The sequence below is a fragment of the Myxococcus qinghaiensis genome, from assembly GCF_024198215.1.
Taxonomy (GTDB): domain Bacteria; phylum Myxococcota; class Myxococcia; order Myxococcales; family Myxococcaceae; genus Myxococcus; species Myxococcus qinghaiensis.
Genome location: NZ_JAKCFA010000010.1, coordinates 143,805 through 158,563 on the forward strand (window position 1 = coordinate 143,805; position 14,759 = coordinate 158,563).

The 14,759-nt window shown below is 69.7% G+C and carries 16 protein-coding genes and 1 pseudogene; 8 read left to right on the forward strand and 9 right to left on the reverse strand.

What is annotated here, in order from left to right; all coding sequences use genetic code 11:
• Nucleotides 1-7: 7 nt before the first annotated feature.
• Nucleotides 8-1,165 carry a sensor histidine kinase gene (locus LZ199_RS20450; RefSeq protein WP_253995414.1) on the forward strand — a complete coding sequence of 386 codons (1,158 nt, stop codon included), beginning with the start codon at nucleotides 8-10 and terminating at the stop codon, nucleotides 1,163-1,165.
• Nucleotides 1,166-1,271: 106 nt separating this feature from the next.
• Nucleotides 1,272-2,042, forward strand: a complete 771-nt coding sequence (locus tag LZ199_RS20455; RefSeq protein WP_253995415.1) for a LytR/AlgR family response regulator transcription factor — start codon at nucleotides 1,272-1,274, stop codon at nucleotides 2,040-2,042.
• Between the two features lie 13 nt (nucleotides 2,043-2,055).
• Here LZ199_RS20455 and LZ199_RS20460 read toward each other — a convergent pair whose 3' ends face one another.
• Nucleotides 2,056-2,292: a helix-turn-helix domain-containing protein gene (locus LZ199_RS20460; RefSeq protein ID WP_253995416.1), complete on the reverse strand. Its 237-nt coding sequence runs from the start codon at nucleotides 2,290-2,292 to the stop codon at nucleotides 2,056-2,058.
• On the reverse strand, nucleotides 2,292-2,795 hold the full coding sequence (locus LZ199_RS20465) for a DUF2975 domain-containing protein (RefSeq protein WP_253995417.1): 504 nt from the start codon (nucleotides 2,793-2,795) through the stop codon (nucleotides 2,292-2,294). Before LZ199_RS20465 ends, LZ199_RS20460 begins: the two co-directional genes overlap by 1 nt.
• Before the next feature lie 87 nt (nucleotides 2,796-2,882).
• On the opposite strand from LZ199_RS20465, the gene LZ199_RS20470 reads away from it, so the two are divergent.
• Both LZ199_RS20470 and LZ199_RS20475 read left to right on the forward strand, forming a co-directional pair.
• On the forward strand, nucleotides 2,883-3,791 hold the full coding sequence (locus LZ199_RS20470; protein ID WP_253995418.1) for an ABC transporter ATP-binding protein: 909 nt from the start codon (nucleotides 2,883-2,885) through the stop codon (nucleotides 3,789-3,791).
• Entirely contained in the window at nucleotides 3,788-4,567 is a 780-nt protein-coding gene (locus LZ199_RS20475; RefSeq protein WP_253995419.1) for an ABC transporter permease, read from the forward strand. Before LZ199_RS20470 ends, LZ199_RS20475 begins: the two co-directional genes overlap by 4 nt.
• Nucleotides 4,568-4,638: 71 nt before the next feature.
• Here LZ199_RS20475 and LZ199_RS20480 read toward each other — a convergent pair whose 3' ends face one another.
• Nucleotides 4,639-5,559 carry a hypothetical protein gene (locus LZ199_RS20480; protein ID WP_253995420.1) on the reverse strand — a complete coding sequence of 307 codons (921 nt, stop codon included), beginning with the start codon at nucleotides 5,557-5,559 and terminating at the stop codon, nucleotides 4,639-4,641.
• A 190-nt stretch (nucleotides 5,560-5,749) separates the two neighbouring features.
• Here LZ199_RS20480 and LZ199_RS20485 point away from each other — a divergent pair, with 190 nt between their 5' ends.
• Complete coding sequence (locus LZ199_RS20485) at nucleotides 5,750-5,914, forward strand: hypothetical protein (RefSeq protein WP_253995611.1); 165 nt, start codon at nucleotides 5,750-5,752, stop codon at nucleotides 5,912-5,914.
• Nucleotides 5,907-6,113: pseudogene (locus LZ199_RS20490) on the forward strand (NUDIX hydrolase); the annotation flags it as partial. The gene LZ199_RS20485 and the pseudogene LZ199_RS20490, both read left to right, overlap by 8 nt.
• On the opposite strand, the gene LZ199_RS20495 reads toward LZ199_RS20490, so the two are convergent.
• The gene (locus LZ199_RS20495) at nucleotides 6,113-6,496 is read right to left on the reverse strand and encodes a hypothetical protein (protein WP_253995421.1); all 384 of its coding nucleotides are present in this window, start codon (nucleotides 6,494-6,496) and stop codon (nucleotides 6,113-6,115) included. The pseudogene LZ199_RS20490 and the gene LZ199_RS20495 overlap by 1 nt on opposite strands.
• A gap of 171 nt (nucleotides 6,497-6,667) precedes the next feature.
• Between LZ199_RS20495 and LZ199_RS20500 the strand changes: the two genes are divergently transcribed.
• Complete coding sequence (locus tag LZ199_RS20500) at nucleotides 6,668-7,822, forward strand: tetratricopeptide repeat protein (protein WP_253995422.1); 1,155 nt, start codon at nucleotides 6,668-6,670, stop codon at nucleotides 7,820-7,822.
• Nucleotides 7,823-7,950: 128 nt separating this feature from the next.
• Nucleotides 7,951-8,358, forward strand: a complete 408-nt coding sequence (locus LZ199_RS20505; protein WP_253995423.1) for a cell envelope biogenesis protein TolA — start codon at nucleotides 7,951-7,953, stop codon at nucleotides 8,356-8,358.
• A gap of 57 nt (nucleotides 8,359-8,415) precedes the next feature.
• Here the strand turns inward: LZ199_RS20505 and LZ199_RS20510 are convergent, their stop codons facing one another.
• From LZ199_RS20510 to glpK, 5 genes are all read right to left on the reverse strand, one after another.
• Nucleotides 8,416-9,987, reverse strand: a complete 1,572-nt coding sequence (locus tag LZ199_RS20510) for a hypothetical protein (protein WP_253995424.1) — start codon at nucleotides 9,985-9,987, stop codon at nucleotides 8,416-8,418.
• Nucleotides 9,988-10,178: 191 nt separating this feature from the next.
• Entirely contained in the window at nucleotides 10,179-11,447 is a 1,269-nt protein-coding gene (locus LZ199_RS20515) for a hypothetical protein (protein ID WP_253995602.1), read from the reverse strand.
• 44 nt (nucleotides 11,448-11,491) lie between these two features.
• Nucleotides 11,492-11,803, reverse strand: a complete 312-nt coding sequence (locus LZ199_RS20520) for a 4a-hydroxytetrahydrobiopterin dehydratase (RefSeq protein ID WP_323389796.1) — start codon at nucleotides 11,801-11,803, stop codon at nucleotides 11,492-11,494.
• 55 nt (nucleotides 11,804-11,858) lie between these two features.
• Nucleotides 11,859-13,130 (reverse strand): hypothetical protein, encoded by a 1,272-nt coding sequence (locus LZ199_RS20525; protein WP_253995426.1) that lies wholly within the window; start codon nucleotides 13,128-13,130, stop codon nucleotides 11,859-11,861.
• Nucleotides 13,131-13,240: 110 nt separating this feature from the next.
• On the reverse strand, nucleotides 13,241-14,731 hold the full coding sequence (glpK, locus tag LZ199_RS20530) for a glycerol kinase GlpK (protein ID WP_253995427.1): 1,491 nt from the start codon (nucleotides 14,729-14,731) through the stop codon (nucleotides 13,241-13,243).
• Nucleotides 14,732-14,759 lie beyond the last annotated feature (28 nt).

A 14,759-nucleotide genomic window follows, 5' to 3' on the forward strand; every position in this document is an offset into this window, starting at 1 on the left:
GCCCGCCATGTCGTCGAATCCTCCCCTGTCCTTGAGCACCCCCGCTCGCGCCGACGAGCCCTCTGCCTCCTGGCGCGGACTCGCGAGCCGCTGGCGTTGGCCCGCGCTGGTGCTGGCGGGCTACACGGTGCTCGCGCTCCTCTATGGCGCGCAGCTCTTCGTCTACCGCGCGTCGCGAGGCGAGCCCTCCAACACCGGCGAGGCCCTGCTGACGGGCGCCATCGTCTGGTACTGCTGGGCGGTCCTGACGCCCTTCATCCTCGCGGTGGCGCGCCGGGTGGCGGCGACGGGGAAGCCCTGGCCCGTGCAGCTCGTGCTCCATGTACCGCCGGGGTTGTTCTTCGCGGTGCTGCACCTGGCGCTCGTCGCGGTGTTGAGGCAGTTCGTCCAGGTGCCGAACGGAGGCGGGTGGCCGGCGGCGTGGACGCACTTCACGTGGATGCTGTCGAAGACGACGGACTTCGACCTGCTTGTCTACCTCTCCGTGGTGGGGCTCGACGCGGCGCTGGGGTACTCGCGGAGGATGCGCGAGGAGGCGGTGAGGGCTTCCCGGCTGGAGGCGCAGCTCGCGCAGGCGCAGCTCCACCTCTTGCGCAGCCAGCTGCGTCCCCACTTCCTGTTCAACACGCTGCATGCCATCTCCACGCTGATGCATCGCGACGTGGAGTCGGCGGACCGCATGGTGGGACAGCTCAGCGAGCTGCTGCGCGCGAGCCTGGACCGGGACGGCCGCCACGAAGTGCCCCTGTCCGAGGAGCTGGAGCTGCTGTCGCCCTATCTCGACATCGAGCGCACCCGCTTCTCGGACCGGCTCCAGGTGGAGGTGGACGTGTCCCCGGAGGTGCGTGACGCCCTCGTGCCTCCGCTGCTGCTCCAGCCCCTGGTCGAGAACGCGATTCGTCACGGCATCGCCCCGCGCCGGGGGCCAGGCCGAGTCTGGGTTCGCGTACACCGGGATGGGGGGCGTCTGGCGCTGGAGGTGGGCGACGACGGGGTGGGGCCACCACCGGGCGTCACGGAGCTGAATGAGGGCATCGGCCTGGGGTCCACGCGTGCGCGCCTGGAGCGGCTCCATGGTGCCGAGCAGTCGCTGACGTGGCGGGCCCAGGCGCCGAGCGGCTTCGTCGTCTCGCTCTCGCTGCCCTATCGGAGTGCCCGGGCATGACGACGGTGTGCACGCTCATCGTCGATGACGAGCCGCTGATGTGGCTTGCCCAGACGCTGAGCGCCTTCGTTGTCACGCCTTCATTGTACTCCCGAAGTGCCCGGACATGACGGTACGCACGCTCATCGTCGATGACGAACCGCTGGCCCGCGAGCGCCTGCGTATGCTCCTGGCCTCCGAGCCGGACCTGCACCCGGTGGCCGAGTGTGGTGATGGGCAGGAGGCCCTGGAGGTGCTAGCCCGGGAGCGGCCCGCGCTGGTCTTCCTGGACGTGGAGATGCCGGAGCGGGATGGCTTCGGCGTGCTGGCCGAGGCGTCGCTGGCGCCTCCGCCCGTCATCGTCTTCGTGACGGCGTGGCCGCAGCACGCGCTGCGGGCCTTCGATGCCGCCGCCGTGGACTACCTGCTCAAGCCCTTCACGGTGGAGCGCTTCCGTCGCACGCTGGCGCGCGTGCGTGAGCGCCTGGCCGCGCCCCCGGGAGACTTGCGCCAGCAGCTCCAGCGCCTGTTCCAGGAGCTGCGCCCGGAACCCGTTCCTGGGAGCGCGGAGCGCCTGGTGGTGAAGACCGGGAGCCGGACGCTGCTGGTGCCGGTGGAGGACCTGGACTGGGTGGAGTCCGCCGGCAACTACGTCACGCTGCATGTCGGCGCGGAGGAGCACCTGTTGCGCGAGACGATGGCGGAGCTGGAGGCGCGGTTGCCGCCGCGACGGTTCGCTCGGGTGCATCGCTCGGCGCTGGTGAACGTGGACCGCATCGTCTCGCTGTCACCCACGCTGTCGGGCGACCACCGGCTGGTGCTGCGCGATGGACAGGAGCTGACGTTGAGTCGCACCTACCGGGCCCGACTGGAGCAGGTGCTCGGCCATCCGTTGTGACGGGTGCCCCTGCTCACTCCTCGTCGACGGTCAGCAGGTCTCCAGGGTCCGGGTCGTACTGGATGAGGTCGCCCGGCGCGCATCCGAGGGCCATGCACAGCTTGGACAGGGTCGAGAACCGGACCCCCTTCACCTTGCCCGAGCGGAACAAGGACAGGTGCGTCTGGCTCACGCCGATCTGCTCGGCGAGCTGCTTCGCCTTCAGGCCCTTCCTGGCGAGCACCTCATCCAGCGTGATTCGAATCGGCATCAGAAAATCTCTTCGAGCTCGCTCTGCAGAGCGAAGGCATGCGTCAGGACGTTGGCCAGGAGCGTCAGCGCGAGGCCGACGGCGCCCAGCACGAGTCCCCCCACGTCATACGCGATGACATAGCCCGGCTCGAAGCCGATGAGGCGCATCAAGCTCGGGACGATGAATACGCCGAGCAACGCGCCCATGGCGAGCATGACCCCGACGCGACTCAAGGCCCGGGTGAGCGTGGGCGTGTAGAACTCCCCGCGAGCGAACGCCGCCGACGCCTGGCGAATCCACCACAGCGCCAGCAGGTAGAAGACCTCGGGAATGGCGGCCACGGCCTGTTGCGCCAGCCGACGCACCGGCTCCGGGCCTCCGTCCCGATGGAGCGCGAGCGTGACGGCGGAGAACCGCTCCAGCACCAGCAACACCGACAGCAGCGCCACCAGCAACGTCATCACACGGCGCAGTCGCGCGCCGCGGGTCCGGATTCGCGCCGTCATCGTTTTCGAGGTCATGGCAGGTGGGGAATTTAAGCTTGACTTAAATAAAACGGCCACTAATTTAATTTAGAGTTAAATTTCTCCAGCCTGAGGACAGGCTCCATGCACTGCATCGAAGTGGGCGGGCTGGTCCATCGCTACGGAGAGGACACCGTGCTGGGAGGCATCGACCTCCAGGTGCCTCGCGGAAGCATCTATGGGTTCCTGGGACCGAATGGCGCCGGGAAGACGACGACGCTTCGGTTGATGCTGGGCCTGCTGCGCAAGCAGCAAGGCTCCATCCGGGTCTTCGGTCGAAGCTTCGACGAGCATCGCCTCGAGATTCTCCGCAAGGTCGGCGCGCTCATCGAGAGCCCCTCGCTCTACGACCACCTCACGGCCGTCGAGAACCTGGAGCTGCTGCAGCGCGTGCATCAGTGCCCCCGGTCGCGCATCCAGGAGGTCCTGGCGCTCGTGGACCTGGTGGGCACGGGGGGGAAGACCACCCGCCAGTTCTCGCTGGGCATGAAGCAGCGGCTGAGCATCGCCATCGCGCTCTTGCACAGCCCGGAGCTGCTCATCCTGGATGAGCCCACCAACGGGCTGGACCCGAACGGCATCATCGAGATGCGAGAGCTGCTCAAGCGGCTGAACCGCGAGCACGGCATCACGATTCTCATTTCGAGCCACCTTCTGGCGGAGATTGAGCGGCTGGTGACCGATGTCGGAATCATCAGCCGGGGAACGATGCGGTTCCAGGGCACCATGAGCGAGCTGAAGCAGCGGCGGCACCGTGCGCTCGCCGTCACCGTGCGCACCAGCGATGACGGCAAGGCCCTGCGGCTCCTCACGGACCAGGGCCTCTCTGTCCGAGCCGAGGAGGGTCAGCTCGTCCTGCCCGGGGCCGCGGATGGAGAGGTCGCCGCGGTGAACCGGTGCCTCGTGAGCAGCGGCCTGGATGTCTATGAACTCCACGTGGCCCGGAACGACCTGGAGTCCATCTTCATGGAGCTGATTGAAGGTGTCGCGTGAGCTTCGTCCACAGCCTCCAGAGCGAGTGGCTCAAGCAGCGCAAGAGCCTCGCCTCCTGGATGGTGCTGCTGGGGGCGTTCTTCACCCCGGCGGTCATCATCGTTGCCCGGCTGCTTCACGGCGAAGGGCTGCCGGCCCTCTACGCCGCGGACGGCTTCTGGACCCTGCTATGGAGGAACTCGTGGGAGTCGGCGGCCATCTTCTTCCTGCCGATGGGAGGAATCCTGGCGACCACGCTGATGACCCAGCTGGAGTACAAGAACAACGCCTGGAAGCTGGTCCACGTGTTGCCGCTGAGCCTGGCGACCCTCTACTTCTCCAAGCTCGCCATCATCCTGCTGACGCTCGCGCGGTTCTTCCTGCTGTTCAACGTCGGCATCTATCTGTCGGCCGTCATCCCGGCCCTGCTCGTGTCGGGCGTCCCATATCCGAAGGGCCCGATTCCCTTCACGCGGTTCCTCGGAGAGAACCTGCTGTTCTTCGTGGACTGTCTGCCCATCGTGGCGCTGCAGTACCTCATCAGCTTGCGCTCCCGGAACTTCCTCGTGCCCATTGGCTTCGGGTTCCTGCTCTGGGTCGGGACGCTGGCCGCGCTGTCCTGGCGTTGGAACTTCCTGATTCCCTACGCCTACACGATGATTGACTACCTGCGGGCCGGGAACAGCAGCAAGGTCGCCACGCCCCTCGTCGATATCCACCTGATGGCTGGCGGGTACTTCCTCCTCTTCACCGTCGCCGGGTATTGGCTCTTTTCAACCCAGAAGGAGAAGGGCTGAGCGCGCGGCACGGCTGGGAAGACGCAAGCCCACCCGCACACCCGGGTGGTCGGCCCCGCGCCACGCTTCTGTCAGGACTCAGGCCACGCGGTCCCCGGTGCTGGGGCCTCGGAGGTCGCGGGCATCTCCTGGACGGCATACACGGGCAGGCAGAAGGTGACGTCCAGGTCGAGGCCCGAGCGGCGCCTGGCGGTGATGGTCATCTCCCAGAGGCGACGGGGAAGACTGAGCTCCGTCGTGATGCGCGGATCCGAGGGCGGCAGGTCCAGCGTGAAGGAGAGCCTCCCGGTGTCGCGCAGGGTTGCGGTCTCGACGTTCTGGGTGCGCTCGTACTTGATGTCGCGGACGATGCGGGTGCGCCGGGCCTTCCCGTGGCCGGTTGTCTTGAACCGCTCCTGGATGCGCCGGAGCGTCACCGTCACAGCAGGGAGCTTCGCCACTTCGGGCGGCCCCACCCATTCCAGCGGAACGCGAGTGCCGAGCGCGAGGGACGTCCCGGGTAGCAACAAGCGGGTGCGCCTGAAGCGCAGCTTCCTGAGGACGTTCCGGCCGGCGGGCAGCACGAGCATCTGGCCGAGGTACACGTCGATGACCAGGAGGGTCGCGGCCCCGAGGAGGAAATCGGACAGCGGGACCCTCCCGATGATGAAGCCCCAGACGAGCCCGATGTTCATGATGAGCAGGTGAGGGGCGAAGATGAGCAGCGCGAAGGTGGAGCCGACAGCAAGGGTGCCCTGATTGTCCCAGAGGACGTGCTGCCGGGGCGGGTCCTGGAGCCGCGGCGCGGGAGGGGGGCTCCCCAAGAGGCCGGCGTGTCGCGCCATGTTGATGGCTCTCCCGGCGAGCCAGATGACGGCCCCCAGGAGGGGGAGGAACATGAGCCCCGGGATGAGGAGAAACAGCAGGGTGGAGCCGACGTTGGCGCTCATGGCTTGAGCATAGGGCGGTGGCTCCAAGGGGTCCAACTCCAGCGCGAACGCACGGCGCGTCAAGCGGGCCTTGATGCCATTGATGAGGTGAAGCGCTCCATCGCCTTCCCTGGTGGGCCGGGGGATTCGATGGTGTCTTCAGGCGCCATCTCGACCATCGCTCCAATCCACCGACGTGGCTGCGAGAAGCGCTGGCCGTGCCACTGTGTTGGCGGGAGCCGCGTCGGAAGTGGAGGACCCAGAGCGCGTGGACATGTCGGCGACCGCGATGCCCGAGCTGATGGGGACGCACCGTGAGTGGTTCGAGGCGCGCGGCTTCAAGGGGGACATGGACATCGACCAGTTCTGCGTCCGACTGGAGCAGGCCCACCACGAGGCGACTCACGGAGGAGGGGAACTGGAAGGCCCGCCTGAATGAGCACACCCGGGAGCTGGGGTACGCATCGCTCACCGCCTTTGCCGACGCCCGTCCCACGCCATCATTGGCGGCACTGGCCAAGGAGCTTGGACGGGACGACATTGCTGGAGTGCAGGTGTTGAGCGGCCTGTTGTACGAGGCAGAGCAACGCAGGCAAGTCACGCGCTTTGTTCGCGACGTCCTTGTGCGCATGTTGTCCTAGAGCCTTCCTGAGGACGGCTCCTCCAAGGCATCAAGAATCGCGAGCGCGAGAGGCTTCGCCTCGCGGTTCAGGTTGATGCCGGGCGCAGCGCGAATCCTCGGGATGGACGCGTGGTCTCCGAGCAGCGCCAGGCCCAATGAGGCCAGCGCATTCTCATTCAGGGAGTTCGTCGTCGCGAAGAACCGCTCGTCGAGGACGCGATGCAGGGTGGGAATCACGCCCGGGTCTCCCGCGAGGGCGCCCCTGACCGCCACCCCGAGCTGCTCGTACCCACTGAGGGGCTTGCCCTCCTCGCGGCTCGCCGGCTCCCAGTGGGGCACCTGCTCCAGGAGGATGGCGCGAGCGCGCTCGATGAGTCGCTGCTTCTCCTCGGCGGTCATGGTGGCTCCGGAGGCTAGACGCACCCGCTTGTCTCCGCGAGGGGTTCGTCCTCGGTCAGCCTCGGCTCGTCCCCCGATTCCGCGTCTCATCCCATCCGGGCCCCACCCGGCCCGCTCTGTCCCTAGCCTTCCCGTCAACAGGGAGGCCCATCGCCTCCCACGGAGGACATCATGAGGCCTGTCGTGTGTGTGGGATTGGCTGCGCTCGTCACGGCTTGCGCGGCCGGGAAGTCAGCGCGTGGAAGCGGAGACCCTGTCTCCTCGGAGGAGGGGCGCCGGTTCACCGAGGCGGCCGTCACCGTCATGCAGGCCTACGACTTGGAGAGCCGCTTCCAGGAGGCCGCGGCCCTGGGCCGGTTCGCCAGTGAACGGGCTCGACTCCTGAAGGACCCGGGCGGTGAGGCCCGCCTCCAGGTCGAGCTGGGCCGCGTCCTGTCCCGCCAGCTCCGCCATGAGCCCGGAATGGACGCGGGCGCTGTCCTCGACCTGCTGCGTCGAGCACGTCGGCTCGCGGAGGACTCCGGGGACGCGCGCGCGAGGGTGGCCGCGCTGGATGCCGAGGGCATGTTCCACTACTTCGACAAGCTCCTGTCGGGGAAGGGCGAGTGGGCGCCCATCGTCGCCCTCTTCGAGCAGGCCCGAGCCCTGGCCGAGTCCTCCGGGGACACGCGCGGGCACACCGAAGCGCTCTTCCACCTGGGCCTCACCCAACAGTTCCAGGACGACTTCGCGGGCGCGAAGGCGAGCTTCGAGCACTCCCTGGCGCTGGCCCGGACCTCCGGAGACGCGCTGATGCAGTCCTACGGTCTGCGGCATCTGGCGGGACTCGCGGAGGACCGGGGGGAGCTGCACCTGGCCCTGGAGCAGTTCGAGGAGTCGCTGCGCCTGAGGGAGCAGGTGGGTTTTCGGACCGGGCAGATGTTCGCGCTCGTCACGGTGGCCCTGGTCCGCTCCCGGCTGGAGCCCAAGGGCACCTCCGCGCTGGAGCCCGCGCGCAAGGCGCTGGAATTGGCCCTGGAGCTGAAGGACCCGTCTGGCGAGCGCGAGGCCCGGGCCGCCCTGGGCCGCATCCATCTGCGCCGCGAGGACGCCACCGCCGCGCTCCCCTTCCTGGAGCAGTCCCTCTCCAATGCGGAGTCCCACCAGGACTGGCTCTCGACGGTGGACCTGCTGCTGGATTCGGCGCGGGCCCACGCCCTGCGCGGCGAGCAAGCCCGTGTCGAAGGGCGGCTGCGACAGGCGCGCGCGGTGGCGACGGAGCATGGGCTGACGGCGTCGCTCGCGCGGGTGGATCAGCTCGAACGCGAGCTGACGCGCGCACCGTGATGCGCGAAGCCTGACGCGCCATTCGTCCGCTGTCGTTCATCTTCGCGAGGGGATGGCTCTCATCGCGTGCGCATCGGCGTACGCTGTGGGTCGTAATCCATGCAGTTGCCCTCACTGGAGGAGTTGGAATGACTCACGAGACCGTCAATTCGCAAATCACCGATGCCACGGCGCCCACGGACATGGGTGCGACCTCTGACACGTCGTCCTCGACGCGCAAGTCGTCCACGCGTCGGCGTCGTGCCACGAAGAAGGCCGCTGGCCGCACCGGTGCCCGTGCGAAGAAGACCACCTCGCGCCGTGCCTCCGCGAAGCGGGGCAAGACCGCCGCTCGCAAGTCGACGACGCGCAAGACGGCCAAGCGGAAGACCGCGGTCCGCGGTACGCGCAAGGGTGCTCGCAAGGCCACCACGCGCAGGACGGCCGCCGCCGGTCGCACCGCGCGCAAGAGCCCGGCCCGGAAGAAGACCACCACCCGTGGCGCCGCGCGCAAGGGAGCCCGGAAGACCACCACCCGCCGCACGACGCGCCGCTAATCACCGGCGCGCACGCAAGCGGGGACCCCCTCCAAGGACAGGGTCCCCGCCGCGTGCTCAGCGCTTCATGCGCAGCAGGAACAAGTCACTGCGCGCGGGCGCCCTGCGGCCGGTGCCGAAGTCCGACTCCCGGTCGGAGTGACCGAAGAGCAGGGCATCGCCGTCCGGGAGCACCTCCACGAAGCGGATGTCCTCCACGCCATACAGCTCGCCTCGAGGCCGGGGCGGGTCCGACAGATACAGCTTCAACCCGAGCGACGCGCCATCCGCGCCGTAGCGCAGCGCCACGGGCTGCGCCGAGCCGAGCCCGTCCGGTCCCGACGCGCCGTCCACGATGAGCGAGTAGGTGAACCCGGCGACGACGAGCCCGCCCGAGGGCTCCACGCCCAGCGCCCCCGCCAGGAGGCCATCGCCCAGGTTGCGGCTCCAGCGCTCCTTGCCCGTGGCATCCGCCGACACCAGGAACGGGCTGGCCCGGTACACGTGCCCCTGCAGCTTCGAGGCGCCCCACGACACCGTGCCCAGGAAGGAGCCCAGCGCCACCACCGTGCCCTGGCCATCCACTCCCACGTCGCTCACGGTGCCACGGGCCTGGGCGAGCGGCCTCGCCCACGCCAGGGTGCCGGTCGCCTCGTACACGGCGACGAACGGGCTCCCATCCTGTGACGCCTCCGTGCTCTGCGTGCCGAACCGGGCCTTGCCCACGTAGCGCCCGCCCGCCACCAGCCTGTCACTCGCGTCGCGCGCCAGGGTGGTCACCATCACCCGCGAGTCCGAGCCTTCCGCCCGGCCGATGGACAGCGCGCGCTCGGGCTTGCCGTCCAGCGAGTACGTCACCACCACCGCGCCGGAGCCCACCACGCCGCCGCCGAAGTCCGTGGAGCCGGAGGTGTTGAACGCCACCATCGGCCGCCCCTGGGCATCCAGCACCAGGTCCGCCACCGTGGCGTCTCCCCCCGGAACCGTGGCCGACCAGAGGACGTTGCCCGCCGGGTCCAACCGGACGAGGAAGGCGCCGTCACCCAGCTCCAGCGGCTCGAAGTCCACCAGCCCCCGCGCATCCACCGCCACGAAGAGGCCCCCCTCGGGCGCCGCGGCGACGCGCGCATTCACGTCCGCGCGCATCGACTCGGGCAGCTCCGCCACTCGCACGGGGTAGCTCCGCGTCCAGCGGACCTCGCCCGTCGAGGCGCGCCGCGCGAGCGTCAGCCGCACCGTGTTGTCCGTGGGTTGACGCTCCTGCAGGTCATCCAGCTCGTAGAGCGCCGCGGTGAGCAGGTCTCCATTCGCATCCATCGCCGCGCCGAGCGCCAGGTCATCCTGGGCGGTGCCCTCGCGCGCCAGCCACAGCGTGCTCCCGGGTGTCGCCGGAGGAGGAGGCGGCGGTGGCTCCACGGGCGGCGGACCGCCCGCATCCGGAGTCCCCGTGTCCGGAGTCTCCTCGGGAGGTGGCGTCCCCGCGTCGTCTCCCTCCGAAGGTGTCTCCTGTGCGGGACAGTCCCTCCTCGAAGAGTTCGGACAATCGGGAGACGTCTCGGCCTCCGCGTCATCACAGCCTGTCACCAACCCCGCCCATCCCAGCGCTGTCGCGATTGCGACAGTCCGGAACCACCGCCGCCCCTGTTGCATGAAGCCCCCTTCTGCCCTCGGAGGTTCTCCATGCTGGTAGGTGCCAGCAATACCGTGTGCGACGTCTGCCCGCCCGCCCGCTTCGAGCCGCGCGAAGACTCATTCAAGAAGGCGCGCGCGTGCCTCCACTGCGCACCAGGGGTTCTCTGTGAGGGCGTCGCGCTTCCCACGTCGGGCAGCGCGCGCGCCCTTCAGCGCCAGAAGCCCACGGACAGGCCGACGTTGGTGTAGCGGCTCGCCAGGTCGAACGAGGCGCTGATGGACCAGTCCTCCCAGTAGCGCAGGATGAAGACCTCGAAGCCGCCGGTGACGTGGGGCCGCGGCGGCCGGCCGTCGAAGGGCGAGGGCTCCGCGTACACGCCTGCCCGCAGGCGAATCATCCCCTGCACCGTGTCGTGCTCCACGCCCAGTCGGGGGGCGAACTCGGAGCCCGAGCCCACGCGCTCCTCTTCCGCCGTGGACGCGAAGGTGCGCAGCGGCACCGCGTTGTCCACGCCGGACAACAGGTCCACCTGCGCGCTGATGAGCCACCGCCCCGCCGGCGCGTCCCGAGGCTCCTCCTCCGGCACCGGCAACGCGTCCCCTTCGACGACGAGCTGACGCCGGGCGGCGGGAGACAGGCGGTTGTAGCGCTCCGCCCCCTCGCCCAGCCGCCAGCTCGCGCCCACCGACAGCACCGCCGGAGACACCACCGCGCCGAACAGCGTCCGGTCCGCCAGCACCGGCGCCTGGCCTTCCTCGCGCCTCCAGTCCGCCACGACTTCCGGCCGCACCGTCACGCCCAGCCGCCAGGGGCGCCCATGCGGGCGGTAGAGCATGTCCACCGCCACGCCCGTGTCGCCGTAGCGCAGCTCCGTGCCGCCCGACGACAGCCGGAAGGACGCCTGCGCCGCGTAGATGCCCAGCGCGAGGATGAAGTCGTCCTGTCCGAAAGACACCGCTCCGGCCAGCACCGACTGCGTCATCGACACGCGGATGCGCTCGCTGTCCCCCGCGCAGGCCGCCGTCGCGCAGTAGGAGACGGCGCTGTTGCGCAGCGCGAAGCCGATGCCGAAGCGCTTGTATTGCAACAGCAGGCCGCCCAGCAGCTGGCGCCGGTCCTCCGACTCGTCCGGACGCCCGTCGTTGTCCACGTCGCGGCCGCGCCCGCTGGTGAAGGGCAAATCCAGCCAGGACAGGGTGACGCCCAGGTCCCAGTCCTTCTCCAGCGCCGCGCCCCGGTGGGCCAGCGCCGCCAGGTTGCTGGGAAACCCCGCCGCGCCCTCGGCGATGCCCACGTAGGCACCGCCCAGCGCCACCACGCGCGCGGAGCCCAGGAGCGCACCGGGGTTGAAGTACAGCCGCTCCGGACGCGGCTCGGTGGGCTGCTCGTCCTGTGCCCAAGCCGCGGGCGCGAGGCCCAGCACCGCGCAAGCACCGAGCGCGCGAAGCCCTCTGTTCCACCGCGTCGAGCCGCCCATCCTGGAGTCCATCACGTCGTTGGAGGCACTCACCGCGAAGGGACTCACTGCGCCCGCACCACCTCGGCGAAGAGCCGGTCCGAGTCCGCCGCCAGGGCGGTGTCGCGGAAGGTGAGGCCCCCGGCGTCGTGCGTGACGAGCGCCAGCGTCACCTTGCGCCAGCGGATGTCGATGTCCGGGTGGTGGTCCGCCTTCTCCGCCGCCTGGGCCACCTTCTCCACGAAGGCGATGCCCGCCAGGAAGGAGGGCGCCTCGAAGGTGCGGCGAATCATCCCGCCTTCGTGCTTCCAGTCGGGATGCTGGGCGAGGAAGGACTGGAGCGCCTCGGGAGCGAGCAGGGTGCGGTCATGGGCCATGATGACCTCCTTCATATCCGCTCTCGCGCCCGAGGGAAGCCATCCGTGGGTGGCGTCAGGGAGTGGACGTCCAGGGGTAGACGCGCAGCTCGGGAATCACCTCGGCGTTCACCGTCCAGGTGAAATGGTCCGAGATGCGCGTAACGCCAGGGTTCACTCCGGGGCCTGGCAGCAACACGAGCAACACCTCGCCACGCTCCGAGTCCCAGCGCGGGGTGGCGCGGGGGCCCAGGTTCGAGGTGGAGACGAAGACGGGAAGGGTGGGGCCGTACCGCAGCTCCGACATGATGACGGCGAGGCTCGAGTCCAGGGACAGCACGCCTTCTTCCCGTGGACCGTGCTCCGCCGTCACCGTGTAGCGGTGCACGACGCTGCTGAACCCCTGGCCGGACGAAAGCGTCTCCCGCGTCCACAGCACGCCGTCGCCGTAGCCCAGGGGCTCGCCGATGAGCGACGCGCAGGGCTGGCCCGGCACGGGCACATAGGTGGCCAGAAGGCCGAGCTGGAAGGGACAGGCTTGCGTGCGCGGGATGAAGGTCGAAGGCTCCTGCACCCGGTGCACCAGCCAGACGGTCGCTCCCGCGCGCAGCGCCATCACCTGCGTCAAGTCCGCGCCGAACGTCAGCCCGGGTTGCTGAGCCCACTGGGACGTCGGGACGGGGAGCACGCCCACGCCCTCGCTGAAGGTGTAGCGGTACACGGTGGTGGCGTCCACCAGCACGTACTCGTCCTCGGTGGCCAGCCGCGCGTGCGGGGTGTTGTCCGTCGTCGTGGAGAGCGGGAAGGGCGCGGTGCCGGTGAGGAGGAGAGGGCCCGTGCCCGGGTCGACGTAGCGGCGCACCTGTCCTTCAAACAGCGACCACACCACGTCGCCGACGACGGCGATGGCGGGGTTGCGGGCCTGACCCACCGGTTGCTCCTGCTCGCCCGGCTCCCGGAAGGCCCGGCCAGAGCAGACCCAGGTGCCGCCGCGCGTGCGCGCGAGGTTCAGGCACTCGGACTTGTTGGTCATCCGCGCCACGGTGGGGCGCTGGCGCCCGTCCTCCGCCACGTGCACGTCCACCTGGCGCAGGCTCCCCACGGGGGAGAAGGCGACGATGAGGTGGTAGCGGCCCGGCATCGTCGGGGTGAAGTGGACGTTGGCCCCCCAGAAGCTCGGGCTCAGCTCGACGGTGGCGGGCACGGGCAGGTTGCGCGGGTCCTGGGCCTCGACGGTGACGGACTCGGGTCGCTCGGCTCCGAGGCCGCCGCAGACAGGGTTCGCGTTGGCGGGGATGAGCAGGCTCACCGGTTGGTTCACCGGCACGAGGAGGGCCGACGGAACCATGCTGCTTCCGCCACCGGAACACTCATCCGGGAGTGGGCCGCCGGGGCAGCCCGCACCGCAGAGCAGGGCGAGCACGGCGGCGAGGAGCCGGCCTGTCCGCGCCGCCCGGCTCATGCGCGCTCCACCGCGCGCTTCCACTTGTCCAGGTGACGCTCGCGCACGTCGGTCTTCATCTTCGGCTTGAAGACCTTGTCCGCCTTCCACGCCCGGCGGATGGCGTCCGGACTGTCCCAGACGCCCGCGCCCAGGCCGCCGAGGAACGCCGCGCCCAGGCTGGTGGTCTCCAGATTCTTCGGGCGCACCACCGGCACGCCGAGCAGGTCGGCCTGGTACTGCATGAGCAGGTTGTTGGCCGCCGCGCCGCCGTCCGCCTTGAACACGGGGATGTTCCGGCCGCTGTCGCGGCGCATGGCCTCCGCCAGGTCATGAATCTGCAGGGCGATGCCCTCCAGCACCGCGCGCGCCATGTGGGCCACCGTGGTGGAGCGGTCCATGCCGGCGAACAGGCCGCGCGCCTCGGGGCGCCAGTGCGGCGCGCCCAGGCCGGCGAGCGCGGGGACGAAGACGACGTCGCCGGAGTCCTTCACGCTGGCGGCGAGCGCCTCGATATCCGGCGCGCGCTTGATGACCTTGAGGCCGTCTCGCATCCACTGCACCGCGGCGCCCGCGATGAAGCTGCTGCCCTCCAGCGCGTACGTGGTGGAGCCGGTGCCGCCCAGGCGCCACGCCACCGTGGTGAGCAGGCCCGCCGTCGAGCGCACCGGCTCCGTGCCGGTGTTCATCAACAGGAACGCGCCGGTGCCGTAGGTGCACTTGGACTCGCCGGGCTCGAAGCACGCCTGCCCGAAGAGGGCGGCCTGCTGGTCTCCGGCCATGCCCGCCACGGGGATGCCGTCCGGCAGGCTGCGCATGCCGCGCGTGGTGCCGTAGACCTCCGCGGAGCCGCGAATCTGCGGCAGGCACGCGGCCGGGATTTTCAGGAGCGCGCGCATCTCGTCGCTCCACTGCAAGGTCCTCAGGTCCATCAGCAGGGTGCGGCTGGCATTGGACACGTCGGTGACGTGGGTGGTGCCGCCGGTGAGCTTGTAGACGAGCCACGTGTCGATGGTGCCGAAGCACACGTCGCCGCGCTCCGCCTTCGCGCGAGCGCCCTTGACGTGCTCGAAGAGCCAGTGGAGCTTGGTGCCGGAGAAGTACGGGTCCACGACGAGGCCCGTCGTCTCGCGCACGCGCGGCTCCACGCCGCGCTCCTTGAGCTGGCGACACAGCTCCGAGGTGCGCCGGTCCTGCCAGACGATGGCGTGGTGCAGGGGCTTGCCGGTGTCGCGAGCCCACAGGCCCGTCGTCTCGCGCTGGTTGGTGATGCCCACCGCGGAGATGTCCCGACCCACCAGCCCCGCGTGCTTCAGCGCGCGGCCGATGCACCACTCGCTGGTGGCCCAGATTTCATCCAAGTCGTGCTCCACCCAGGACGGCTTGGGGAAGTGCTGGGTGAACTCCTTGTAGGAGCGGCCCACCACCTTGAGCTTCGAGTCGAGGATGGAGACATGGGTGCCAGTGGTGCCCTGGTCCAGGGCCAGGACGTACTTCGCCTTCGGCATGGGGTGAGTCCTCCCAAAGATTGACGGC